The 24,067-nt window shown below is 55.8% G+C and carries 16 protein-coding genes; 13 read left to right on the top strand and 3 right to left on the bottom strand.

The genetic code is table 11. The features are described 5' to 3' along the window. The first annotated feature begins 1 nt into the window (after position 1). From bcsZ to ACKWMY_RS13370, 5 genes are all read left to right on the top strand, one after another. Positions 2-1,114, top strand: coding sequence for a cellulose synthase complex periplasmic endoglucanase BcsZ (gene bcsZ / locus ACKWMY_RS13390; protein WP_409486454.1), 1,113 nt, complete (start codon positions 2-4; stop codon positions 1,112-1,114). After that, a complete protein-coding gene (gene bcsC, locus ACKWMY_RS13385) occupies positions 1,096-4,569 on the top strand; it encodes a cellulose synthase complex outer membrane protein BcsC (RefSeq protein ID WP_409486420.1) in 3,474 nt (1,157 codons plus the stop codon). Before bcsZ ends, bcsC begins: the two co-directional genes overlap by 19 nt. A 318-nt stretch (positions 4,570-4,887) precedes the next feature. Then, positions 4,888-6,900 (top strand): biofilm formation regulator HmsP, encoded by a 2,013-nt coding sequence (gene hmsP / locus ACKWMY_RS13380; RefSeq protein ID WP_261161895.1) that lies wholly within the window; start codon positions 4,888-4,890, stop codon positions 6,898-6,900. Positions 6,901-7,214: 314 nt separating this feature from the next. Next, complete coding sequence (locus ACKWMY_RS13375; RefSeq protein ID WP_024527797.1) at positions 7,215-8,507, top strand: dicarboxylate/amino acid:cation symporter; 1,293 nt, start codon at positions 7,215-7,217, stop codon at positions 8,505-8,507. A gap of 319 nt (positions 8,508-8,826) precedes the next feature. After that, positions 8,827-10,323: a M16 family metallopeptidase gene (locus ACKWMY_RS13370; RefSeq protein WP_024527798.1), complete on the top strand. Its 1,497-nt coding sequence runs from the start codon at positions 8,827-8,829 to the stop codon at positions 10,321-10,323. 191 nt (positions 10,324-10,514) lie between these two features. On the opposite strand, the gene ppiC is transcribed toward ACKWMY_RS13370, so the two are convergent. Then, complete coding sequence (ppiC, locus tag ACKWMY_RS13365) at positions 10,515-10,796, bottom strand: peptidylprolyl isomerase PpiC (RefSeq protein ID WP_021181563.1); 282 nt, start codon at positions 10,794-10,796, stop codon at positions 10,515-10,517. Positions 10,797-10,910: 114 nt separating this feature from the next. On the opposite strand from ppiC, the gene rep reads away from it, so the two are divergent. Further along, positions 10,911-12,935: a DNA helicase Rep gene (gene rep, locus ACKWMY_RS13360; RefSeq protein WP_409486419.1), complete on the top strand. Its 2,025-nt coding sequence runs from the start codon at positions 10,911-10,913 to the stop codon at positions 12,933-12,935. Positions 12,936-13,013: 78 nt separating this feature from the next. On the opposite strand, the gene ppx is transcribed toward rep, so the two are convergent. Next, entirely contained in the window at positions 13,014-14,507 is a 1,494-nt protein-coding gene (gene ppx, locus ACKWMY_RS13355; RefSeq protein ID WP_065684894.1) for an exopolyphosphatase, read from the bottom strand. Positions 14,508-14,516: 9 nt separating this feature from the next. Further along, a complete protein-coding gene (rhlB, locus tag ACKWMY_RS13350; protein WP_024484189.1) occupies positions 14,517-15,806 on the bottom strand; it encodes an ATP-dependent RNA helicase RhlB in 1,290 nt (429 codons plus the stop codon). Positions 15,807-15,937: 131 nt separating this feature from the next. Between rhlB and trxA the strand changes: the two genes are divergently transcribed. The 7 genes from trxA (at position 15,938) to rffG (ending at position 23,960) form a co-directional block, all read left to right on the top strand. Then, the gene (gene trxA / locus ACKWMY_RS13345; protein WP_024484188.1) at positions 15,938-16,264 is read left to right on the top strand and encodes a thioredoxin TrxA; all 327 of its coding nucleotides are present in this window, start codon (positions 15,938-15,940) and stop codon (positions 16,262-16,264) included. 447 nt (positions 16,265-16,711) lie between these two features. Next, the gene (rho, locus tag ACKWMY_RS13340; protein WP_021181558.1) at positions 16,712-17,971 is read left to right on the top strand and encodes a transcription termination factor Rho; all 1,260 of its coding nucleotides are present in this window, start codon (positions 16,712-16,714) and stop codon (positions 17,969-17,971) included. Positions 17,972-18,249: 278 nt separating this feature from the next. Further along, positions 18,250-19,347: a UDP-N-acetylglucosamine--undecaprenyl-phosphate N-acetylglucosaminephosphotransferase gene (wecA, locus tag ACKWMY_RS13335; protein ID WP_024527801.1), complete on the top strand. Its 1,098-nt coding sequence runs from the start codon at positions 18,250-18,252 to the stop codon at positions 19,345-19,347. Between the two features lie 20 nt (positions 19,348-19,367). Continuing rightward, positions 19,368-20,420, top strand: a complete 1,053-nt coding sequence (wzzE, locus tag ACKWMY_RS13330; protein WP_021181556.1) for an ECA polysaccharide chain length modulation protein — start codon at positions 19,368-19,370, stop codon at positions 20,418-20,420. An 86-nt stretch (positions 20,421-20,506) separates the two neighbouring features. After that, the gene (gene wecB, locus ACKWMY_RS13325) at positions 20,507-21,637 is read left to right on the top strand and encodes a non-hydrolyzing UDP-N-acetylglucosamine 2-epimerase (RefSeq protein WP_024527803.1); all 1,131 of its coding nucleotides are present in this window, start codon (positions 20,507-20,509) and stop codon (positions 21,635-21,637) included. After that, entirely contained in the window at positions 21,634-22,896 is a 1,263-nt protein-coding gene (wecC, locus tag ACKWMY_RS13320; protein WP_024484184.1) for a UDP-N-acetyl-D-mannosamine dehydrogenase, read from the top strand. Before wecB ends, wecC begins: the two co-directional genes overlap by 4 nt. After that, the gene (gene rffG, locus ACKWMY_RS13315) at positions 22,893-23,960 is read left to right on the top strand and encodes a dTDP-glucose 4,6-dehydratase (RefSeq protein ID WP_037434473.1); all 1,068 of its coding nucleotides are present in this window, start codon (positions 22,893-22,895) and stop codon (positions 23,958-23,960) included. The genes wecC and rffG overlap by 4 nt, the downstream gene beginning before the upstream one ends. Positions 23,961-24,067: the final 107 nt, after the last annotated feature.

Here is a 24,067-nt window from a genome sequence, read left to right as displayed (position 1 = left end):
GATGGAGATCTGTCTGCGCCGTCTGCTGCCTGGCCTGATGCTGCTGTGTGCGTTCAGCACGGCAGCAAGCTGTGATTGGCCAGCCTGGCAGCAGTACCAACAGTTTTATCTCAGCGATGAAGGGCGGGTGATCGATCCCAGCAGCCCGAAGCGCATCACCACGTCCGAAGGGCAGAGCTATGGGATGTTCTTCGCGCTGGTGGCCAACGATCGGCCTGCCTTCGATAAACTGTTGGCGTGGACGGAGAACAATCTCGCCTCTGGTGACCTGAGCGCACATCTGCCCGCCTGGCTGTGGGGGCAGGACGATGCCAAGGCCTGGAAGGTGTTGGACAGCAACTCGGCTGCCGATGCGGATCTATGGATCGCTTACAATCTGCTGGAGGCGGGGCGGCTGTGGCAAAGCCGCCGCTATCAAACATTGGGCACGCTGTTGTTGCAACGGATTGGTCGCGAAGAGGTGGCGAATATCCCCGGTTTGGGGCTGATGCTGCTGCCGGGCAAGGTGGGTTTTGTGGCCGAGGATCGTTGGCGCTTGAACCCTAGCTATTTACCACCACAGTTGTTGGCCCGCTTTGCCCAATTGAACGGGCCGTGGCGAGCGATGCAGAAAACCAGCCAGCGGTTGCTGCTGGAAACGGCTCCGCAAGGATTTTCACCCGACTGGGCCGAGTGGCAATCCGGCAAAGGCTGGCAGCCCGATCCCGTCAAACCCAATATCGGCAGCTATGATGCCATCCGCGTCTATCTCTGGGCTGGGATGTTGGCGGACGACGATCCCCATAAAGCGGCGCTGGTGAAGCAGTTCCAACCGATGGTACGCCTCACCGCTCAGTCTGGTGCAGTGCCAGAGAAGGTCGATACCGCCAGCGGGAAAACCAGCGGTACGGGCCCGGTAGGCTTCTCCGCTGCGCTGTTGCCGCTGCTGGCCGCACAACCCGATGCCCTGGCGGTGCAACGCCAGCGTATTCAGGATAACCCTTTGGGTAATGACGCCTATTTCAGCGCCTCATTGCTGCTGTTTGGCCAGGGATGGGATCAGCAACGTTATCGTTTCAATCGTCAGGGTGAACTTCAACCCGCCTGGGGTAGCCAATGCGCAACTTCACACTAGGCTGGCTAAGCCTGTTTCCTTTAAGCCTGGCTCTGTTGCCGCAGGCGCAGAGTGCCCAGAGCGTTGCCCCGGAGCAATGGCTGCTGGAGCAGGTGCGCATCGGCGAAGCCAGCAACAAAGATGAGCTGGTGCGTCAATCGCTGTATCGCCTTGAGCTGATGGACCCGAATAACCCCGACGTGATAGCGGCGCGTATGCGCCTGGCTCTGCGGCAGGGTAATCAGGTCTTGGCGCAACAACAGTTGGATAAGCTGAAGGGAGTGGCACCGCAATCGCCGGTGTTCCGCCAGGCAGAAATGAATATGCTGCTGACCCAGCCGGAAACCCGTCAGAAGCTGCAACAGGCACGCTTGATGGCGACAGCAGGGCGTTTGCCGGAGGCCAAAGCTCAGTACGATGCGCTGTTCCACGGTAATCTGCCAACGCTCGATCTGGCGGTGGAGTATTGGCGTCTGGTGGCCAGATTACCCGGCCAGGAGCAGGCAGCGATACAGCAACTACAGGCGCTGGATCGGCAATATCCCGGCAACATCACGCTGCGCATGGCGCTGGCGCGGATGCTGTTCAGCCAGGATCGCGACGCTCAGGCCTATGAGCTGTTACAGCAAGTGGCTACCGATCCCGCAGGCCGCGGTTCTGCGGCGGATTTGTGGTTGGAACAGGTCAAAGCGTTGCCGGTCAGCCCGCAGAGCGTGGCGGCGTTGAACCGTTTCCTCGGCGTATTTGAAAGCGGTGAACAGGCGCTTGGCGCACAACAGGAACTGGCCCGCCAGCGAACGCTGTTGGCCGACCCTGCCTATCGCGCGCGCATGACTGGGCTGGCGCAGGTGAATAAAGGCGGCAGCCGTGCGGCAATCCCGGAACTGAAAAAAGCGCTATCGAGTGCGCCTAATGATGCCGAAGTGCTTGGTGCGCTTGGCCTGGCCTATTCTCGCGCCGGTAACCGGCAGCAGGCACTTAGCCTGTTCCAACAGGCGCAGAAGGCGGACAAGGATAACTATGATAGCGGCAAATGGCAGAGCCTGATCAAAACCACCCGCTACTGGCTGGCGATCGATGCGGGCGACAAGGCGTTAAAGGCCAATAACCTGCCGTTGGCTCAGCAAAAATACCAGCAGGCGCGGCAGATTGATAACGGCGACAGCGATGCTTTGGTCGGCCTGGGCGATGTTGCCGTAGCCCGTAAAGATGATGCTGCAGCTGAGCGCTACTATCAGCAGGCTCTGCGCCTGGATCCGGGCAGTGGCAGCGCGGTGCGGGGTTTGGTGAATATCTACCAGCGGCAGTCGCCACAAAAAGCGCTGGCCTATCTCAATAGCCTGCCTCGTGGGCAGCAGAACAAGCTGCACAGCACCCTCAACGGGCTGCAACTGGACATGCTCAAACAGCAGGCTGACGAACTGGCCCAGCGCCAGCAGTGGCCAGAAGCGGCGGAAAAGTACCGGCAGGCACACCAGAAGGATCCTGATGACGTCTGGCTGACCTATCACTATGCGCAAACGCTGCGTCAGGCCGGGCAACCGCAGCAGGCTGACGTGCTGATGCATCAACTGGCCGCGAAGAAGTCAGGCGATCCGCAGCAGGTTTACGCCTATGCGCTGTACCTGGCTGGCAGCGATCGTGACAACCAGGCGTTGGCCCAGTTGAATACATTGCCCAAAGCGCAGTGGAACGACGGGATGCGTGAGATGGCCCAGCGCTTGCAGATGCAGGCCACGCTCGATCATGCCGAACGGCTCCGAACGGCCGGTGATGAACCCGCAGCAATCGCCTATCTGCGCCAGCAGCCCCCGGCAACGCGCATCGACCTGACCTTGGCCGACTGGGCGCTGGAGCGGGGAGAGTATGACGAGGCGCTGGCGGATTATCAGCGGGTGCGTGCACGTGAACCGAATAATCCGGATGCGCGTTTGGGGGAGATTGAAGCCTATGTGGCGCAAGGTCAGCTAAGCGAGGCCCGCCAACGGCTGCAAACGGCACCAGCGCAACCGGACGAGTCGATCAATGGCCAGCGCCGTGTTGCCAATGCCTGGACGGCAGTGGGCGAACCGCAGAAAGCGACCGATATCTTCAAGCAGCTAAAAGTGGCCGCCCAGAAAGAGCCGCCGGGGCAGGCTAAAGCCCTGGTGTATCGGGATGCTGCGAGGCTCGAGCAAAAGCAGTTGCAACCGCAAATGGCGCAGCAGGATTATCGCCAGGCGATGGTGGACAGCGGCATTGCGCCAACGGTGCCCGAGGATAATGACGGTTATACCCGTCTGACCCGCAATAACGCGACGGATGACTGGCTAAAACGCGGCATCCGTTCTGATGCCGCCGATCTCTACCGCCAACAGGATGTCAGGGTCACGCTCGATCACGACTACTGGCGTTCGAGCGGCACCGGTGGCATCTCGGACTATCAGGCGCATGACACCATGTTGCAGGTGGATATGCCGCTGTATGACGGCCGGGCGTTCCTGCGTACCGACACCGTCCAACTGAACGCGGGCAGTTTCTCGACCGATAATAACGGCAAGTACTTCGAAACCTTTGGCACCTGTAACACGCAGGGGTGCCGCGGTGACGAACGGCAAAAAACCACCGGCACCAGCGTGGCGGCCGGTTGGGCTAACGACCATTGGCAAACCGATATCGGCACTACCCCGATGGGATTTGAAGTGGTGGACTGGGCCGGCGGCTTGGCCTATAGCGGTGACTGGAACCATATCGGTTGGACGCTGGGTGCCTCGCGACGGCCTATTACCAGCTCGCTGTTGGCCTTTGGCGGGACTCGCGATCCGAACACCGGCACTACCTGGGGTGGCGTGCGTGCTACCGGTATCAACCTGAGCGCCAGCTACGATCGCGGTGAAGCCAACGGCGTGTGGGCCGATCTCAGTGCTCATCAGCTTACCGGCCAGAATGTCGAGGATAACCAGCGCCAGCGCTTGATGGCCGGTTATTACTATAAGGTGATAAACGAAGATAACCGCCGCGCCACCGTTGGGCTGAGCACCATGCTCTGGCACTATCAGAAAGACTTGAGCGGTTACTCCCTTGGGCAGGGGGGTTATTACAGCCCGCAGCAATATGTTTCGCTGGCGGTGCCGGTGAACTATCGCCAGCGCACGGAAAACTGGTCGTGGGAAGTGGGGGGCTCGGTGTCGATCTCGCACTCGAAAACCAACGATGAAAAACGCTATCCCCTGCAAGGGCTGATCCCAGATTCCCTGCCAGACAGAGACGCGGTGGAAAGCGGTGGCTCCTCCTCCGGCGTGGGCTATACGCTGCGAGCCCTGATCGAACGCCGCCTCAGTTCCCATTGGACGCTTGGGGCCGGCATCGATATTCAACAGGCTAAAGACTATACCCCGAGCCATGCGTTGATTTATCTGCGTTACTCGCTCGCCGGTTGGCAGGGCGATCTCGATCTGCCACCACAGCCGCTAACGCCATACGCCGACTTCAAGTAACGTGATATTGGTCGATTCGTGGTGTCGCCCACAGGGTAGTTTTGTTACCCTGTGGCTATTCCGGCTAGGATAATACCGAAACCCGCGCTTTTCCTGCTGCTACCAGGCGGTTGGTAAGGTAAACAGGTGGGGCAATCGAGTATACTCAAGCCGCTTATCCAGCAAGCAATATTTCCCCTTACCCAGGCCCTCCTTGCAGGAACTGATACGGAGCTGCGGTCAGGCACAAGAGTTAGGTTTTAGCACATTCAACCCCTTCTCCCTTTAGGAGAGGGATAGGGTGAGGGGCGTCATTGATTAATCTAGGAGTGCAGGTTTTTGCGGGTCAGGCGTTCATTAACGATTAAGCAGATGGCGGCGGTGTCTGGTGTGGCACTGGTGACGATCTGTATCTTCATCGTGATCCAGCTATTCCACTTTGTGCAGCAGCGCAGAGATGACTATGCCCAGCAGTTGGAGAATATGGCCCAGGCCGTGCGTCAGCCTCTGGCAGAAGCCGTGCTGCGCATGGATGTGCCGGAAACCAAACGTGTGCTCAACGCTCTGCAGCCTGTGGGGATCCTCACCCGAGCGGATATCGTCCTGCCGAACGAGTTTCAGGCTTTGCATGCCAATTTCCCGCCGGAACGCCCGGTCCCTGCGCTAGTAGCGCGTATCTTTGAGCTGCCGGTACAGATTTCGGTGCCGCTCTATTCGCTTGAACGGGTGCCTGCCAATCCTCAGCCGCTGGCCTATCTGGTGTTGCAGGCTGATTCGTACCGCATGTATCAGTTTATCCTCAGCACGCTATCGACCATGCTGTCGACCTATCTGCTGTTGGCGTTGATCCTGTCGATCGCCGTTAGCTGGTGCATGAACCGGCTGCTGGTTTATCCGTTGCGAGCCATGGCGCGTGAACTGGAAAATATCCCTCAGGAAGATCTCCCTTATCACCAACTGATGTTGCCTGCCCAGCATCAGGACGATGAATTAGGTTTGCTGGTGCGCAATTACAACCGCAACCAGCAAGCGCTGGCCAAGGCGCATACCGCCATGAACCGCCTGAGCACCCATAACGCGATAACCGAATTACCCAATCCGGTGTTGTTTGCCGCGCTGCTTGAACAGCATATTACTGCCAGTATGCGGCCACCGCGCTTTAATCTGCTGGTGGTGGGGATCGAAACCCTGCATGAAGCCTCCGGCGTGCTGAACCCGTCAATGCGTGAAGCGTTGTTGCTGACGCTAGCAAAAAAACTGCGGCAGGTTATCGGTGTGGACTGCGTGCTGGCGCAGCTGAGCAATGCCGAGTTTGCCATCCTGGCGAAAAATATCGAGCAGCCCATTCACGCCATGCAGTTGGCCAGAAGAGTGATGGCGGCCATCAATGCGCCGCTGAACCTGCAACAGAAGATGCCGCTGCGGCCAAGCGCCAGTATCGGTATTGCCCATTATCCCAATCCTGGGGAAAGTGCGGAGCAACTGCTGCGTAGCGCCACCTCGGCCATGATGTCGGCGCATCGTGAGGGTAAAAATCAAATTCTGTTCTTCGAGCCTTGCCTGACCGAAAAAACCCAAAAGCGTCTGACGCAGGAAAGTGAGATCCTGCTGGCCATTGAACAACGTCAGTTTGCACTGTTCCTGCAACCGCAGTGGGATATGCAAACCAATCAGGTGACCGGCGCAGAAGCCCTGCTGCGCTGGCAACTGCCCGACGGCCAGATTATCCTCCCGGCGGATGTGATCCCGCTGGCGGAGGAGTTGGGCGTGATAGTACCCCTAGGGAACTGGGTGCTGGAAGAGTCATGCCGTATTCTGGCCGCGTGGCAATCCCAGGGCATCACGTTGCCGTTGGCGGTAAATATTTCGCCGATCCAGCTGCAGCATAAAGACTTTGTGCCTCAGCTGAAACGGCTGCTGGACGAGCACCAGCTCGACCCGCATAAACTGCTGCTGGAAATCACCGAGACGGTGCGTATCCACGACCTTGATGGGGCGCTGGAATTGCTACGGGAATTGCATGATTTAGGCGTATCGATCGCCTTGGATGACTTTGGTATGGGCTATGCCAGCCTGAATTACCTCAATCGTCTCAAATCCCTGCCGATCGATCTGATTAAAATCGATAAAAGCTTTATTGATGGCCTGCCGGAGGACGATGCGATGGTGCGGATCGTCAGCTCGATTTCCGAGGTGCTTCATTTGCCGGTGATGGCGGAAGGGGTGGAAACGGCGGCGCAGCGAGACTGGTTGTTACAGCACGGCATTCGAACTGGCCAGGGTTTCCTGTTTGCCAAGCCCGTGCCCCGCAAAGAGTTTGAAGCGCAGTTTGCCTCTGTTGCCAAGGCGTGAGTTGGTTTACCTGGCGCTGAATTTTTATCCCCCGCCTGGTACTTTTCGGGCGGGAGTGTCCGCCTAATTTCCCAGTCAAAAAACCGTTTCAAGCGCTACCTATTCTGAGTTAATGCAAAGAAAAGCTTACGTAACGCAGGAACTTGCACACTGACTGACGCGTTTCAGCTCTTAAATTCACACCAATATGCCTGTACAACAGCAACAATTTATTTCCATGTTGTTATGGGGGTGTTATTTTCCGCGCAAGCGATAAACAGGACGGACGATTGATTGCCCGCCTGCCGCGTTGTCTCCCCCCAAAGGATGTGCTAATGAAAACAACTATATTTAAGAGCCTCTATTTTCAGGTGTTAACAGCGATTACGCTGGGGATCCTGCTTGGCCATTTCTACCCTGACCTTGGTGCCCAGATGAAACCCCTGGGTGATGGATTTGTTAAATTAATCAAAATGATTATCGCTCCGGTGATCTTCTGTACCGTGGTGACCGGCATCGCGGGCATGGAGAGCATGAAGGCCGTGGGCCGTACCGGGGCGATTGCCCTGCTGTACTTTGAAATCGTCAGTACCATTGCGTTGCTGATCGGCCTGGTGATCGTTAACGTGGTGCAACCCGGTGCCGGGATGAACGTCGATGCGGGAACGCTGGATGCCAAAGCGGTGGCAGTCTATGCCGAGCAGGCTTCGCAGCAGGGCATCGTGCCTTTCCTGTTGGATATTATCCCGGGTAGCGTGGTCGGAGCCTTTGCCAGCGGCAACATCTTGCAGGTGCTGCTGTTTGCGGTGCTGTTTGGTTTTGCCCTGCATCGCCTGGGTGAGAAAGGCCAGGTGATCTTTAACGTCATTGACAGCTTCTCCCGCGTCATTTTTGGCATCATCAATATGATCATGCGCCTGGCGCCGCTGGGTGCCTTTGGTGCCATGGCGTTCACTATCGGCAAATACGGTGTGGGTACGCTGTTGCAACTGGGCCAGTTGATTGTCTGCTTCTATATCACCTGCGTGCTGTTTGTGGTGGTAGTACTGGGCTCGATTGCCCGTTACAACGGTTTCAACATCTTCAAATTTATTCGCTATATCAAAGAAGAACTGCTGATCGTACTGGGTACTTCGTCTTCCGAATCGGTACTGCCACGCATGCTCGATAAAATGGAAAATCTGGGGTGCAAGAAATCGGTGGTTGGCCTGGTGATCCCGACGGGCTACTCGTTCAACCTTGACGGTACCTCGATCTATCTGACGATGGCGGCGGTATTTATCGCCCAGGCAACCAACACCCATATGGACATCATGCATCAGGTGACCCTGTTGGTGGTGCTGTTGCTCTCCTCGAAAGGGGCGGCAGGGGTGACCGGCAGTGGCTTTATCGTACTGGCAGCAACCATTTCGGCAGTAGGGCATTTACCACTGGCCGGTCTGGCGTTGATCCTCGGTATCGACCGCTTCATGTCCGAAGCCCGCGCCTTGACCAACCTGGTCGGTAACGGTGTGGCGACGGTAGTGGTGGCCAAATGGTGTAACCAACTGGACGAGAAGCAGTTGCAAGACGTACTGAATAACAGAACAGATAAGGTTGTTACTGACAAAAAGCTGCCTTCTGCCTAAGTTTTTTCCTGCTTTCTACATCGGCTGCCATCGCAGCCGATGTCATTTTCCCTTGCTTCTTGTTCATTTTTTCTCCATAACACCCTACAGCTATTATTTTTCACTGTGATGAGTGACATCCGCCAAGGCGCGCGGTCTAACAGAATGGTACACTTTGTGCTTTCCGCCCTACGGTGAAACTCAGGGTGTGATCGTTGCTGTGCCACGCACAGTTCAGGCCGTACTCGTCAACATCGCGGCGGGACGATGCCTTATATTCCAATGAACGGAATATCCGTATTTGCATAAAAAATTGGCTAGTCATTAAGTAGGGGTTCACATGCAGGGCACCAGAATTCGTCTTTTAGTGGGTGGGCTGCTGTTGGTTGCGGCCAACGGCAGCGTGCACGCTGAAGCGCTACAACCTGATCCTGCCTGGCAGCAGGGGCAGCTGAATAACGGTTTTTCTTGGCAGATCCTTGATACACCACAGCGCCCGAGCGATCGCGTTGAGTTAAGGTTGATGGTCAATACCGGATCGCTGGTGGAGTCTGCCCAACAGATCGGTTTTGCCCATCTGCTGCCGCGTATTGCGATTACGCGCAGCGAGAGTTTTACCCAGCCGCAGCTACAGTCGCTGTGGCAACAGAGCGTGGACAGTGAACGGCCATTGCCGCCAGCCATCAGCTCTTATGATTTCACTATCTACAACTTGAGCCTGCCCAATAACCGCCCCGATCTGTTGAAAGAGGCGCTGGCCTGGCTGGCGGATACCACGGGTAAACTGGCTATTGATGAGCCAACGGTAGACGCGGTGATGAACGCCAAGATGGATCCTATCGGTATCTTCCCGCCGGATCCCAAAGACAGCTGGTGGCGTTATCGCCTGAAAGGCTCAACGCTGCTGGCACACGATCCGGGCCAACCGGTCAAACGGCCGGTCAATATCGAGCAACTGCAGAAATTTTACCAGCAGTGGTATACCCCGGACGCCATGACGTTGTACGTCGTGGGTAAAGTTGATAGCCGTAGCCTGAGTGAACAGATCAACAAGGCATTCTCGCCTCTCCAAGGCAAGCGTGAAGCGCCGGCAACCATGCCAACCCTGACTCCGCTTCCGCCGCAGCCTGTCAGTCTGATCAGCGATCAGGTGAAGCAGGATACGCTGTCGATCATGTGGGATACGCCATGGCATCCGATTCGCGATTCGCAAAGCCTGAGCCGTTACTGGCGCAGTGATATGGCCCGTGAAGCCCTGTTCTGGCACATTCAGCAGGTGCTGCAAAAGAGCGAGCAGAAAAACATCAAGCTGGGCTTTGACTGCCGGGTGCAGTATCAACGCGCCCAGTGTGCGATCCATCTGAATTCACCGAATGATAATCTGAACAGCGGCCTGGCCTTTATTGCTCGCGAATTGGCTAATGTGCGTAACAACGGCCTGTCTCAGGATGAGTTCAATGCCTTGCTGGCACAGAAAACCGATCAGTTGAGCAAACTGTTTGCTACCTATGCCCGCACCGACACCGACGTGCTGATGAGCCAGCGTCTGCGTTCACAACAAAGTGGCGTGGTAGATATCGCTCCGGAGCAATACCAGAAGCTGCGTCAGGCTTTCTTGTCGTCGCTGACGCTGGAATCGCTGAATCAGGAACTGAAGCTGCAACTGTCGCAGGATGCCACCTTGGTGCTGTTACAGCCGAAGGGGGAGCCGGAGATGAATATGAAGCAGCTACAGGAAACCTATAACGGCATCATGGCACCAGCACCAGCCGTGGTGAGCGAAGAGCCAAAACCGGCGGACGCGGCTACCGCAGCACCGGAAACCAGCACTCAGTAATCATTGCCCCTCACCCCAACCCTCTCCCACAGGGAGAGGGAGCTGGTCCGGTGTTGTGGTCATGTACTGTGATAGATCTGTTCCCGACACAAAGGGGATCTGATTTGGTGCTGTAGTCAGGTAATTTTCTTTAGCTGATAGCTAGCTCGATCGGTCCCCTCTCCCTGTGGGAGAGGGTTAGGGTGAGGGGCCTAGTTGCGATACAGTACCTTGATGATGTGATAGCCGAACTGGGTTTTCACCGGGCCATAGGGCTTGAGCAACGGGATGCTGAACACCGCCTTATCGAAGGCTGCGACCATAGTCCCCTTGTTGAACTCACCCAGGGAGCCGCCGTTGCGCTTGGACGGGCAGCTCGAGTATTTGCGCGCCAGCGTATCAAAGCTGACGCCGCGCTTGAGTTTAGCCAACAGCTCGTTGGCCAGTGTTTCGTTATCCACCAGAATGTGCAGGGCACTAGCGGTCTTTGCCATCTTGATTTCCAATTAGTCGTGTAGAATTTGCCGCCATTATACCTGTTAAATCTGAGCGGCGCTTTCTGCTACAATCCTTCTCCCCCGCACACCAATATTGAGCAATAAAGCGCCATGCGATTAAACCCCAGCCAACAACAAGCCGTCGAATTCGTTACCGGGCCTTGCCTGGTGCTGGCCGGTGCCGGTTCCGGCAAAACGCGTGTGATCACCAATAAAATTGCCCACCTGATCCACCAATGTGGCTATCAGGCCCGGCATATTGCCGCCGTAACCTTCACCAACAAAGCGGCGCGTGAGATGAAAGAGCGTGTGGCGCAAACCATGGGGCGCAAAGAGTCACGTGGCCTGATGATCTCCACCTTCCATACGCTGGGGCTGGAAGTGATCAAACGCGAATATGCCGCGTTGGGGATGAAGTCCAACTTCTCGCTGTTTGACGATCAAGACCAACTCGCGTTGTTGAAAGAACTGACTGAGAAGTGGCTGGAAAACGACAAGACTCTGGTAGCACAGCTGATCTCGACCATTTCCAACTGGAAGAACGATCTGGTGGATCCGCAGCGGGCAATGGGGCTGGCGCGCTCCGAGCGGGACAAACTGTTCGCCCACTGCTACGGGCTGTATCACGACCACATGAGGGCCTGTAACGTCCTGGATTTTGACGATCTGATCCTGCTGCCCACCTTGTTGCTACAGCGTAATGAGGAGGTGCGTGAGCGCTGGCAGAACCGTATCCGCTACCTGCTGGTTGATGAATATCAGGACACCAACACCAGCCAGTACGAACTGGTGAAACTGCTGGTGGGTAACCGCGCACGCTTTACCGTGGTGGGGGATGACGATCAGTCGATCTACTCCTGGCGTGGAGCACGTCCACAGAACCTGGTACTACTAAAGGAAGATTTCCCGGCGTTACAGGTGATCAAGCTGGAGCAGAACTACCGTTCCAGCGAACGTATTTTGAAGGCCGCCAATATCCTGATTGCCAACAACCCGCACGTCTTTGAAAAACGCCTGTTCTCCGAACTGGGTTACGGCGAAGAGTTGAAGGTGGTCACGGCCAACAATGAAGATCACGAGGCCGAGCGGGTGGTGGGGGAACTGATCGCCCATCACTTTGTGAAGAAAACCAACTACGGCGACTATGCGATCCTCTATCGCGGTAACCACCAGTCGCGGCTGTTTGAAAAAATGCTGATGCAGAACCGCATTCCGTACAAGATTTCTGGCGGCACGTCGTTCTTCTCGCGCCCGGAAATCAAGGATTTGCTGGCTTATCTGCGGGTTTTGACCAACCAGGATGACGACAGTGCCTTCCTGCGTATCGTCAATACGCCGAAGCGGGAAATCGGCCCGGCGACGCTGCAAAAGTTGGGGGAGTGGGCCAATCAGCGTAACAAGAGCCTGTTCCGCGCCAGCTTCGATCTTGGCCTGGGCCAGTATCTGACCGGCCGGGGGCTGGAGTCTTTGCAGCGTTTCACCCACTGGATGGAAGGGATCATCCAGATGGTGGAGCGTGAGCCGGTGGCAGCGGTGCGCGATCTGATCCGCGGCATCGACTATGAAAGCTGGTTGTTTGAAACCTCGCCCAGCCCGAAAGCGGCCGAAATGCGTATGAAAAACGTCAACACGCTGTTTGGCTGGATGACCGAGATGCTGGAAGGCAACGATCTGGACGAACCGATGACGCTGACCCAGGTGGTCACGCGCTTTACGTTGCGTGACATGATGGAGCGCGGCGAAAGCGATGAAGAGTTGGATCAGGTGCAGTTGATGACTTTGCATGCTTCCAAGGGGCTGGAGTTCCCCTATGTGTTCCTGGTGGGGATGGAAGAGGGGTTATTGCCGCATCAGAGCAGCATTGACGAGGATAATGTCGATGAAGAACGGCGTTTGGCCTATGTTGGGATCACTCGAGCCCAGAAAGAGCTGATTTTCACCCTGTGTCGCGAACGTCGCCAATACGGTGAGCTGGTGCGGCCGGAACCCAGCCGTTTCCTGTTGGAACTGCCGCAGGACGATCTGGCCTGGGAGTCGGAACGTAAGGTGGTCAGCCCGCAGGAGCGGATGGAGAAAGGCCAGAGCCATTTGGCCAGCGTGAAGGCGATGTTGGCCAAGGCCAAAGGCGGTAGCTGAGACTAGTTGCGAAGGCGTCTCAGACCGCTAACAAAAGCCTGCACTGGCTTCCTATATAGGGGCGCTGCATGTGCCCTTTTAAGACTGCTCTTCCAAAAACAGCGGCCAGTGGGCATAGCTCTGCCAGTGGCTTTCCTGATCCAACGCCTCTGCGCGCAGCGGATGTCGCTCTAACCAGCCGTGCGGCAAAATCACATGCAACTCTTCATCGTTTGCACGCAGGCGTACTGCGGGCAGGGTATCGTCACGGCGGCGGCTGGCAAAGATGATGGCCAGACGTAACAGACGACACATGCGCTGTGCCACGCGGGGCGGCACGGCGTTTTGTTGGCTCAGCAGCGCCAGATCGAGGGCATTGCTTTGGTTTTGCAGCAGGGTGGCTAACAGTTTTTTCTGTGCCGGGGTAAAGCCGGGTAAATCAAGATGGCTGACCAGATAGGCGGCGTGTTGAGGAGCCTGTTTGAAATCGACGCTCAGGCCGATTTCGTGGATCAGGCAGGCCGCATGCAGTAGCTCACGACATCGCGTATCCAATTGCCATTCATTGGTGGTCTGCAAACAGAAGTTTGCGGCCAACTGGCTGACGCGTTCGGCCTGCTCGATATCCAGCAGGTAACGGCGTTGCAGATTGCGTAACGTGCGGCTGCGGATATCCTGCTCGACCGGCAGATGCAGCATGCCATACACCAGGCCTTCGCGCAGAGCGCCACCGGCCAGCGTCATGCTTTCGATGCCTAACTCCTGGAAAATGGCCAGCAGTATCGACAGGCCGCTTGGGAACACCAAGGCACGTTCCAACGTCAGCCCTTCGATTTCCAACTCTTCCAGTTTGCCACACTGAATGGCGCGTTGTTTCAACTGCCGCAGCTTGGGCAGGGTAATACGTTCATCCATCCCCTGTGCCACCATGATTTCCTGTAGCGCTTGCACGGTACCTGAGGCGCCGACGCAAATCTGCCAGCCATGTTGACGAAGTTGTGGGGCGATTGGCCGCACCATTTCACGCGCTGCCTGTTCGGCGGCTTCGAAGTTATCCCGCTCCAGATTGCGATCGCTGAAGAAGCGTTCGAGCCAGGTGACACAGCCCATCGAAAGGCTATACAGCTGCGCGGCCTGCGCCCCTGTACCTACGACCAACTCCGTGCTGCCACCCCCGATATCGACCACCAGACGCCGATCCGGGCCGCCTGTGGTGTGGGCAACGCCGTGGTAAATCAGGCGGGCTTCTTCTTCGCCGCTGATGACCTGAACGGGGCAGCCAAGGATAGTTTCGGCGGTTTGCAGGAATTCGGCCGCGTTATTGGCCAGGCGCAGCGTTGCGGTGGCGACGACTCGAATTTGATCGCGTGGGATATCCTGCAGGCGTTCCGAGAACAGCCGCAGACATTGCCAGCCGCGCTGCATGGCTTCCTGTGACAGGTGATTGTGCTGATCCAGCCCGGCCGCCAGGCGCACTTTGCGCTTGATGCGAGCCAGCGTCTGGATACTGCCAGCCACCTCACGTACCACCAACATATGGAAACTGTTGGAACCCAGATCGATGGCGGCATAGAGGGTGCTGGAACCTGGCATAGTCGTCTATTAGCCCGAACGTTTACGGTTGTTACGTGGCGCACCACCACGACGTGGCGCGGAAGAGTTACGGCGTGGGCCGTTGTTGCCACGTGGGCGCACCAGGCGCTTCGGTGCAGGCAGATCGCTCAGCAGTGCATCGCTGTTGTACTTGCTCACAGGAATGCTGTGGCCCGTATAGGTTTCGATAGCTGGCAGGTTAAGCGCGTACTCTTCACAGGCCAGGCTGATGGAGTGACCGCTTTCGCCCGCGCGGCCAGTACGGCCAATGCGGTGCACGTAGTCTTCGCAGTCGTCCGGCAGATCGTAGTTGAAGACGTGAGTCACCAACGGGATATGCAGGCCGCGTGCGGCGACATCGGTGGCGACCAGGATATCCAGGTTACCCTTGGTGAAGTCGTCCAGAATACGCAGGCGTTTTTTCTGCGCCACGTCGCCGGTCAGCAAGCCTACGCGGTGACCGTCGGCAGCCAGATGGCCCCAGATGTCTTCACAGCGGTGCTTGGTGTTGGCGAAGATGATGCAGCGATCCGGCCACTCTTCCTCGATCAGCGTTTGCAGCAGGCGCATTTTTTCTTCGTTGGAAGGGTAGAACAGCTCTTCCTGAATGCGGTGGCCGGTTTTCTGTTCCGGTTCAACTTCCACATATTCGGCATTGTTCATCTGCTCAAAGGCCAGCTCGCGTACGCGATAGGACAGGGTGGCAGAGAACAGCATGTTCAGGCGTTGATCGACCGCAGGCATGCGGCGGAAGAGCCAGCGGATATCTTTGATAAAGCCCAGGTCGTACATGCGGTCGGCTTCATCAAGCACCACAACCTGGATCGCACCCAGATCGATATAATTTTGTTTGGCGTAGTCGATTAAACGGCCGGTGGTCCCCACCAGGATATCTACGCCGCTTTCCAGCACTTTCAGCTGTTTGTCATAGCCATCGCCGCCGTAGGCCAGGCCAAGTTTCAACCCGGTAGACTGCGACAGAGCTTCTGCATCGGAATGGATCTGCACTGCCAGTTCACGCGTAGGCGCCATGATCAAGGCGCGCGGCTGGTTGGTCTGGCGACCTTCTTTCGCCGGGTGGGACAGCAAATAGTGAAAAGTAGACGCTAAAAATGCCAGCGTCTTTCCGGTACCGGTTTGCGCCTGACCTGCAACGTCGCGCCCACTGAGGGTGAGCGGCAATGCTAACGCCTGGATGGGCGTGCAGTTGTGAAACCCTTTTTTCTCAAGGGCTTCAAGGACTAACGGGTGCAGGGCGAAGTCGGAAAACTTCTGTTCGGTCAAGTGTGTTTTGCTCATAGTGTGGTAGAATATCAGCTAACTATTGCTTTACGAAAGCATATCCGTTGAAATAAAAGCGGTGAAATAAAATCACCTGAGTTGGTTTGATGCTACACCAACAAGGTAGACCTAATCCTGTGGAGTAGAACATGAGCGATAAAATTATTCACCTGACTGACGACAGCTTCGATTCCGATGTGCTGAAAGCCGAAGGGCCAATCCTGGTCGATTTCTGGGCTGAATGGTGTGGTCCGTGCAAGATGATTGCTCCGATCCTCGACGAGATTGCCGAAGAGTTCGCCGGCAAATTGACCATTACCAAACTGAACATCGATCAAAACCCGGCTACCGCGCCTAAATACGGCATCCGCGGTATCCCGACGCTGTTGTTGTTCAAGAACGGTGAAGTGGCAGCGACCAAGGTCGGCGCGCTGTCCAAGGGCCAGCTCAAAGAGTTCCTGGACGCGAATCTGTAATTAGGGCGGGAAGCCCCGTGACGGGCGTCTGGAGGGGGATTTTCATTCACCGCTAGACGCCTGCCAAGAAGCGTGTTAAGTTTAACCATACTGCATTCTGAACTTGCCATAAGTATTAAATCTAAAGAGTCTGAATCTAAGCATTACTCTACGTTGAACCATCGGCACTAGCATTTTACTGTGAACCGAGCCCGTGTTTTGACGATCAAGCGGTTTTACAAAAAAATCAGTTTTAAGGCACCTTCGATCTTAAACCGTCAGCGTGTGCGCCCCAGCTAAGCCATTTCTTACTGCGGCGGCCCAGCAGCCCGGCGATCGAACGTCCAGTAACAGGCACGCATACCCTATGAATTTCACGTTGTAGCTTGAAAGGTTATGGGTATAACACGCTGCCATACCATTCACGATACTAGTTCGAGACACACCCCGAGTTTAAGAACCCCCACTATGAATCTTACCGAATTAAAGAATACGCCGGTTTCTGAGCTGATTACTCTCGGCGAAAATATGGGGCTGGAAAACCTGGCCCGCCTGCGCAAACAGGACATTATCTTCTCTATACTCAAGCAACATGCGAAAAGCGGAGAAGATATCTTCGGTGATGGCGTGCTGGAGATATTGCAGGATGGATTTGGTTTCCTCCGTTCCGGAGACAGTTCCTACCTCGCAGGCCCCGACGATATCTACGTTTCTCCCAGCCAAATCCGCCGCTTCAACCTCCGCACAGGTGACACCATTTCCGGTAAGATTCGTCCGCCAAAAGAAGGCGAGCGCTATTTTGCCCTGTTGAAAGTTAACGAAGTCAACTACGACAAACCGGAAAACGCCCGTAACAAGATCCTGTTCGAAAACCTGACGCCGCTGCACGCCAACTCACGTTTGCGTATGGAGCGCGGCAACGGCTCTACCGAAGATCTGACGGCTCGCGTACTGGATCTGGCAGCGCCAATCGGTCGTGGCCAGCGTGGCCTGATTGTGGCACCGCCGAAAGCCGGTAAAACCATGCTGCTGCAAAACATTGCGCAGAGCATCGCATACAACCATCCAGACTGCGTGCTGATGGTGCTGTTGATCGACGAACGTCCGGAAGAAGTGACCGAGATGCAACGTCTGGTAAAAGGCGAAGTCATCGCTTCTACCTTTGACGAACCTGCATCCCGCCACGTACAGGTTGCCGAAATGGTGATCGAGAAGGCCAAGCGCCTGGTCGAACACAAAAAAGACGTGATCATCCTGCTGGACTCCATCACCCGTCTGGCGCGTGCCTACAACACCGTAGTACCTGCCTCAGGCAAAGTGCTGACCGGTGGTGTGGATGCCAACGCCCTGCATCGTCCGAAGCGCTTCTTCGGTGCGGCTCGTAACGTTGAGGAAGGCGGCAGCCTGACCATCATCGCTACCGCACTGGTCGATACCGGTTCGAAGATGGACGAAGTGATCTACGAAGAGTTTAAAGGTACGGGTAACATGGAACTGCATCTGGCGCGTAAAATCGCCGAGAAGCGCGTGTTCCCAGCTATCGATTACAACCGTTCCGGTACGCGTAAAGAAGAGTTGCTCACCACCTCTGAAGAACTGCAGAAGATGTGGATCCTGCGCAAGATCATTCACCCAATGGGCGAGATCGATGCGATGGAGTTCCTCATTAACAAGTTGGCGATGACCAAAACCAACGACGAATTCTTCGACATGATGAAACGCTCATAAAGAAGTAAAATATTCGAGGAACGCCACGCCTAGTCGTGGCGTTTTTTGCTTTTGGCGGATACGATAAGTAACAGTAAAGGAAAGTAAGTTATTTTTGTGACTTATTGAGAACTTATCTTATTTACGCCTGTTTTTTGCGTTAATGCGTTGAAGCAAGACACGTTTTGGGCATTGATAAGTGTCTATGTCATAGGAAATGACTGAAAGGTCGCTTGGTCATGTGGCGCGGTTTTTTACCCATGTTAAGCTGCCTCATCTTCTTCAGAGATTTGTTAACCGTGAACTTACTCACCATGAGTACTGAAATTCTTTTTGTTTTTCTATTTTCTCTGGCTTTTATATTTGTTGCTCGCAAGGCAGCAAAACCTATTGGTTTGGTTGATAAGCCTAATTATCGCAAACGTCATCAGGGGCTGATCCCGCTGGTGGGTGGGATTTCTGTTTACGCTGGCATCTGCTTTGCCTTCCTGATCACCGACCAGACGATTGTGCACAGCAAACTCTATCTCACCTGCGCGGGTGTCCTGGTATTTGTCGGGGCGCTGGACGATCGCTTCGATATTAGCGTCAAGATCCGCGCCACCATTCAGGCGCTGGTCGGCATTGCCATGATGGTGTTTGCCGGTCTTTATCTGCGCAGCCTCGGCTATGTGTTTGGTGGCTGGGAAATGCAGTTGGGGCCGTTTGGCTATTTGGTGACGCTGTTTGCCGTTTGGGCGGCGATTAACGCCTTTAACATGGTCGACGGTATCGACGGCCTGCTCGGCGGTCTCTCTTGCGTCTCGTTCGGCGCGATGGGGATCCTGTTGTATCAAGGTGGCCATAGCGACCTTGCCTTCTGGTGCTTCGCCATGCTGGCGGCCATCGTTCCCTATATTCTGCTCAACCTCGGCATCCTTGGCCGTCGCTATAAAGTTTTTATGGGCGACGCCGGCAGTACGCTGATCGGTTTTACCGCCATCTGGCTGCTGGTGCAAAGCTCGCAAGGGCCAAATCATCCGATCAAGCCGGTCACCGCGCTGTGGATTATCGCCATCCCGCTGATGGATATGATTGCCATCATGTACCGCCGTCTGCGTAAGGGCATGAGCCCGTTCTCGCCAGACCGTCAACACATCCACCATTTGATTATGCGCGCGGGCTTTACGCCTCGTCAGGCTTTTGTGCTCATCACCTTGGCCGCAGCGCTGTTGGCGGCGATTGGCGTGATAGGCGAACGCCTGACTTTCATACCTGAATGGTTTATGTTGGCATTATTCTTGCTTGCATTCTTCTTCTATGGCTATTGCATTAAACGTGCATGGCGGGTCGCGCGCTATATCAAACGTCTCAAGCGCCGCCTGCGAAATGCAACGAACAATAAGCAAGTACCTTAACCTGAGGCTTTAGGGCAGTGATGAATCCTGAAACAACGTCTGACAAGAATACCCCGGTGGTCGATAACGAACTCGATATCCGCGGTCTATGCTGCACCCTGTGGCGCGGCAAAAAATGGATTATCGGTTTCGCGGTGTTGTTTGCTGCTGTCGCGCTGATCGTTTCCTACCTGGTGAAACAGGAGTGGAGCGCCACGGCGATCACCGATAAGCCAACGGTGAATGCGCTGGGGGGATATTACTCTCAGCAGCAGTTCCTGCGTAACCTGGATCAGCGCACGCTGCCTGCGGTTGCCAGCGATCAGCCAGGCATCGCCGATGAAGCCTATAATGAATTTATCATGCAGCTCGCCGCCTATGACACGCGTCGTGATTTCTGGCTGCAAAGCGATTACTACAAACAGCGCCAGGAAGGGGATGCCCGTGCCGATGCGGCGTTGCTTGATGACCTGATTAACAATATCCAGTTCACGCCGCGCGACGACAAAAAAGTGCTGAATGACAGCGTGAAACTGACCGCCGAGACCGCGCCAGACTCCAACCATCTGCTGCGTCAGTATGTTGCCTTTGCCAGCCACCGTGCGGCGCAGCATCTGAATGAAGAGATCCAGGGAGCCTGGGCGGCGCGTACCACCTCGATGAGTGCACAGGTCAAACGCCAGGAAGCGGTAGCCGATGCGGTGTATCAGCGTGAGCTCAAGACCGTGCAGCAGGCGCTGAAAATCGCCGAGCAGCAAGGGATTAGCCGTACGCAGACCGATACGCCAGCCGAACAGCTGCCAGACTCCGATCTGTTCCTGTTGGGCAAACCCATGCTGCAGGCGCGCCTGGAAGGTTTACAGGCTTCTGGCCCGGCTTACGATGTGAGTTACGATCAGAATCGGGCCATGCTGGCAACTTTGAACGTCGGCCCGACGTTGGATGCCAAATTCCAGACCTACCGCTATTTACGTACGCCGGAAGAGCCGGTGAAACGTGATAGCCCACGCCGGGTATTCTGGCTGATTATGTGGGGCGCAATCGGTGGCCTGATTGGTGCGGGCGTTGCCTTGGTACGCCGGCCACGTAGTTAATCAATAATATAATAATTTCGCTGTTGGGCACTGAGTGCCCAACTTTGCAGGTTCGCCTGCACTTCACCGACCAAAAGAGATTCGCTGTGAAAGTGTTGACTGTTTTTGGCACCAGACCGGAAGCCATCAAAATGGCACCTCTGGTACATGCTCTGGCTCAGGATGATGCCTTTGAGTCAAGAGTCTGCGTTACGGCACAGCATCGCGAGATGCTGGATCAGGTACTGCGTTTGTTTGAAATCGTACCGGATTACGACCTGAATATTATGAAACCGGGCCAGGGGCTGAGTGAAATCACCTGCCGCATTCTGGAAGGGATCAAAGGCGTACTGGAGGACTTCAAGCCGGACGTGGTGTTGGTTCACGGTGACACGACGACCACCATGGCGACCAGCCTGGCAGCGTTTTATCAGCGTATCCCGGTGGGGCATGTGGAAGCGGGCCTGCGTACCGGTAATCTCTATTCTCCGTGGCCTGAAGAGGCCAACCGCAAGTTGACGGGGCATTTGGCGATGTATCATTTCTCGCCAACCGAAAATTCACGGCAGAACCTGTTACGTGAATCGCTGCGGGACGACCATATTTTCGTCACGGGTAACACCGTGATCGATGCGTTGCTGTGGGTGCGCGACCGCATCATGCACAACCCAGAGCTGCGCAGCAGCCTTGACCAGCGTTATCCTTTCCTGGATGCCAACAAAAAGCTGATCCTGGTGACTGGGCACCGCCGCGAAAGCTTCGGCGGTGGGTTCGAGCGCATCTGTAGCGCCTTGGCCGAGATTGCCCGTCAGCATCCTGATGTGCAGGTGGTGTATCCAGTGCACCTCAATCCGAACGTCAGCGAGCCGGTTAACCGTATTTTGAAGGGGATCGATAACATCATTCTGATCGATCCGCAGGATTACCTGCCGTTTGTCTATCTGATGACGCGATCTTATCTGATCCTGACCGACTCGGGCGGCATTCAGGAAGAGGCGCCATCGCTGGGTAAACCGGTGTTGGTGATGCGTGATACCACCGAGCGGCCAGAAGCGGTAGATGCCGGCACGGTACAGCTGGTGGGAACGGACGTAGCTAAAATTGTTGATGCGGTAACCCGGTTATTGACAGACGAAGGCGAATACCACGCCATGAGCCGGGCGCATAACCCGTACGGTGACGGGCATGCCTGCCAACGTATCCTAGAAGCTTTAAAGAATCATCAGGTGACACTATGAGTTTTAACACTATTTCAGTTATTGGCCTGGGCTATATCGGTTTGCCAACGGCGGCGGCGTTTGCTTCCCGCAAGAAAAAAGTGGTGGGCGTAGATGTTAACCAGCACGCGGTAGATACCATTAACCGCGGTGCCATCCACATCGTCGAACCTGATTTGGATCGCGTGGTAAAAGAAGCGGTAGAAGGCGGTTATCTGCAGGCGGTAACTAAACCGCTGGCGGCCGATGCGTTCCTGATCGCCGTACCCACGCCGTTCAAAGGGGATCACGAACCCGATCTGGCCTATGTTGAAGCCGCTGCCAAGTCATTGGCACCGGTACTGAAAAAAGGCGACCTGGTGATCCTGGAGTCTACTTCACCGGTGGGCGCTACTGAGCAGATGGCACTGTGGCTGGCAGAGGCGCGTAGCGATCTGAGTTTCCCGCAGGATGCCGGTGAGCAGGCCGACGTGAACATTGCCTACTGCCCTGAGCGCGTGCTGCCTGGGCAGGTAATGGTTGAGCTGATCCAGAATGACCGCGTGATTGGCGGGATGACGCCAAAATGCTCCGAGCGCGCCAGCGCGCTGTACAAGATTTTCCTCGAAGGTGAGTGTGTGATCACCAACTCGCGCACCGCCGAGATGTGCAAACTGACGGAAAACAGCTTCCGCGACGTTAACATCGCGTTTGCCAACGAGCTTTCGCTGATCTGTGCCGAACAAGGCATTAACGTATGGGAACTGATCCGCCTGGCCAACCGCCACCCGCGCGTCAACATTCTGCAGCCTGGCCCAGGCGTGGGCGGGCACTGTATCGCCGTTGATCCTTGGTTCATCGTGGCACAGAACCCGCAACAGGCTCGTCTGATCCATACTGCGCGCCTGGTTAACGACGGCAAACCGCTCTGGGTGGTCGATCAAGTCAAGGCAGCCGTGGCAGATTGCCTGGCGGCCACCAACAAGCGCGCTTCTGAAGTGAAAATTGCCTGCTTCGGTTTGGCGTTCAAACCCAATATCGACGACCTGCGTGAAAGCCCGGCGGTTGAAGTGGCTCACCTGATTGCAGATTGGCACGTGGGTGAAACCCTGGCGGTCGAGCCTAACGTTGAGCAACTGCCGAAGTCACTGGCGGGCCACGTTACGCTGAAAAAACTGCCTGAGGCCTTACAGCAGGCGGATGTGATCGTGATGCTGGTCGATCATAAAGAATTCAAGGCCATCAGGCCGGAAGAGATTAAGCAGTCCTGGATCGTGGACACCAAAGGAGTTTGGCGTTGAAACGTATTTTGGTCACTGGCGGTGCCGGATTTATCGGCTCTGCCGTAGTAAGACATATCATCGAGGGGACCCGCGACAGCGTGGTGGTGGTTGATAAGCTCACCTATGCCGGTAACCTGGAGTCGCTGGCGGGTGTGGCGGACAACGAGCGCTATGCTTTCGAGCAGGTAGATATCTGCGACCGTGCCGCACTGGACCGCGTATTTGCGCAGTACCAGCCGGATTTCGTGATGCACCTGGCGGCAGAAAGCCACGTTGACCGCTCGATCGACGGCCCGGCGGCCTTTATCGAAACCAACATCGTGGGCACTTACACCATGCTGGAGGCTGCCCGTCATTATTGGCAGGCGCTGGCGGCAGAGAAAAAGCAGGCTTTCCGTTTCCATCATATCTCTACCGATGAAGTGTACGGCGACCTGCACGGCACCGACGATCTGTTTACCGAAACCACGCCTTACGCGCCAAGCAGCCCGTATTCTGCCTCCAAGGCCTCGAGCGACCACCTGGTGCGCGCTTGGCTGCGTACCTACGGTTTCCCCACCGTCGTGACCAACTGTTCCAACAACTACGGCCCTTACCACTTCCCAGAGAAGCTGGTGCCGCTGGTGATCCTTAATGCCATCTCCGGCAAACCGCTGCCGGTCTACGGCGACGGGGCGCAGGTGCGTGACTGGCTGTTTGTGGAAGACCATGCGCGGGCGTTATATCAGGTGGTGACAGAAGGTGTGATTGGGGAAACCTATAACATCGGTGGCCACAACGAGCGCAAAAACATCGAAGTGGTACAGACCATCTGCGATCTGCTGGAAGAGCTGGCACCGAACAAACCGCAGGGCGTGGCGAAATATCGCGATCTGATCACCTACGTTAAAGATCGCCCTGGCCACGATATGCGCTATGCCATCGACGCGGGCAAAATTGAACGTGAACTGGGTTGGCGCCCACAGGAAACTTTTGAAAGCGGCATCCGCAAGACGGTTTCCTGGTATCTGAACAATGAAACCTGGTGGCGCCGAGTGCAAGACGGGTCTTATGCCGGGGAACGTTTGGGCTTAAGCCAGTAATACCCTTCATCTTTCAGGCCACAGCGTTGTTGGTTGTGACTCGAAATCTATTGGGTATGTTTACTTAACGTATGGCAAAAAGAACTTTCGCGTAACGAAGGTGAGTC

The organism is Serratia sp. J2 (genome assembly GCF_046269175.1).
Lineage (GTDB): Bacteria > Pseudomonadota > Gammaproteobacteria > Enterobacterales > Enterobacteriaceae > Chania > Chania fonticola_C.
This window is presented reverse-complemented; position numbering and strand designations above follow the sequence as displayed.

Excerpts from the sequence above, each read along its gene's own strand:
- bcsZ (WP_409486454.1), top strand. The coding sequence starts at position 2 with ATGGAGATCTGTCTGCGCCGTCTGCTGCCTGGCCTGATGCTGCTGTGT.
- bcsC (WP_409486420.1), top strand. The coding sequence starts at position 1,096 with ATGCGCAACTTCACACTAGGCTGGCTAAGCCTGTTTCCTTTAAGCCTG.
- ACKWMY_RS13375 (WP_024527797.1), top strand. The coding sequence starts at position 7,215 with ATGAAAACAACTATATTTAAGAGCCTCTATTTTCAGGTGTTAACAGCG.
- ACKWMY_RS13370 (WP_024527798.1), top strand. The coding sequence starts at position 8,827 with ATGCAGGGCACCAGAATTCGTCTTTTAGTGGGTGGGCTGCTGTTGGTT.
- ppiC (WP_021181563.1), bottom strand. The coding sequence starts at position 10,796 with ATGGCAAAGACCGCTAGTGCCCTGCACATTCTGGTGGATAACGAAACA.
- rep (WP_409486419.1), top strand. The coding sequence starts at position 10,911 with ATGCGATTAAACCCCAGCCAACAACAAGCCGTCGAATTCGTTACCGGG.
- ppx (WP_065684894.1), bottom strand. The coding sequence starts at position 14,507 with ATGCCAGGTTCCAGCACCCTCTATGCCGCCATCGATCTGGGTTCCAAC.
- rhlB (WP_024484189.1), bottom strand. The coding sequence starts at position 15,806 with ATGAGCAAAACACACTTGACCGAACAGAAGTTTTCCGACTTCGCCCTG.
- trxA (WP_024484188.1), top strand. The coding sequence starts at position 15,938 with ATGAGCGATAAAATTATTCACCTGACTGACGACAGCTTCGATTCCGAT.
- rho (WP_021181558.1), top strand. The coding sequence starts at position 16,712 with ATGAATCTTACCGAATTAAAGAATACGCCGGTTTCTGAGCTGATTACT.
- wzzE (WP_021181556.1), top strand. The coding sequence starts at position 19,368 with ATGAATCCTGAAACAACGTCTGACAAGAATACCCCGGTGGTCGATAAC.
- wecC (WP_024484184.1), top strand. The coding sequence starts at position 21,634 with ATGAGTTTTAACACTATTTCAGTTATTGGCCTGGGCTATATCGGTTTG.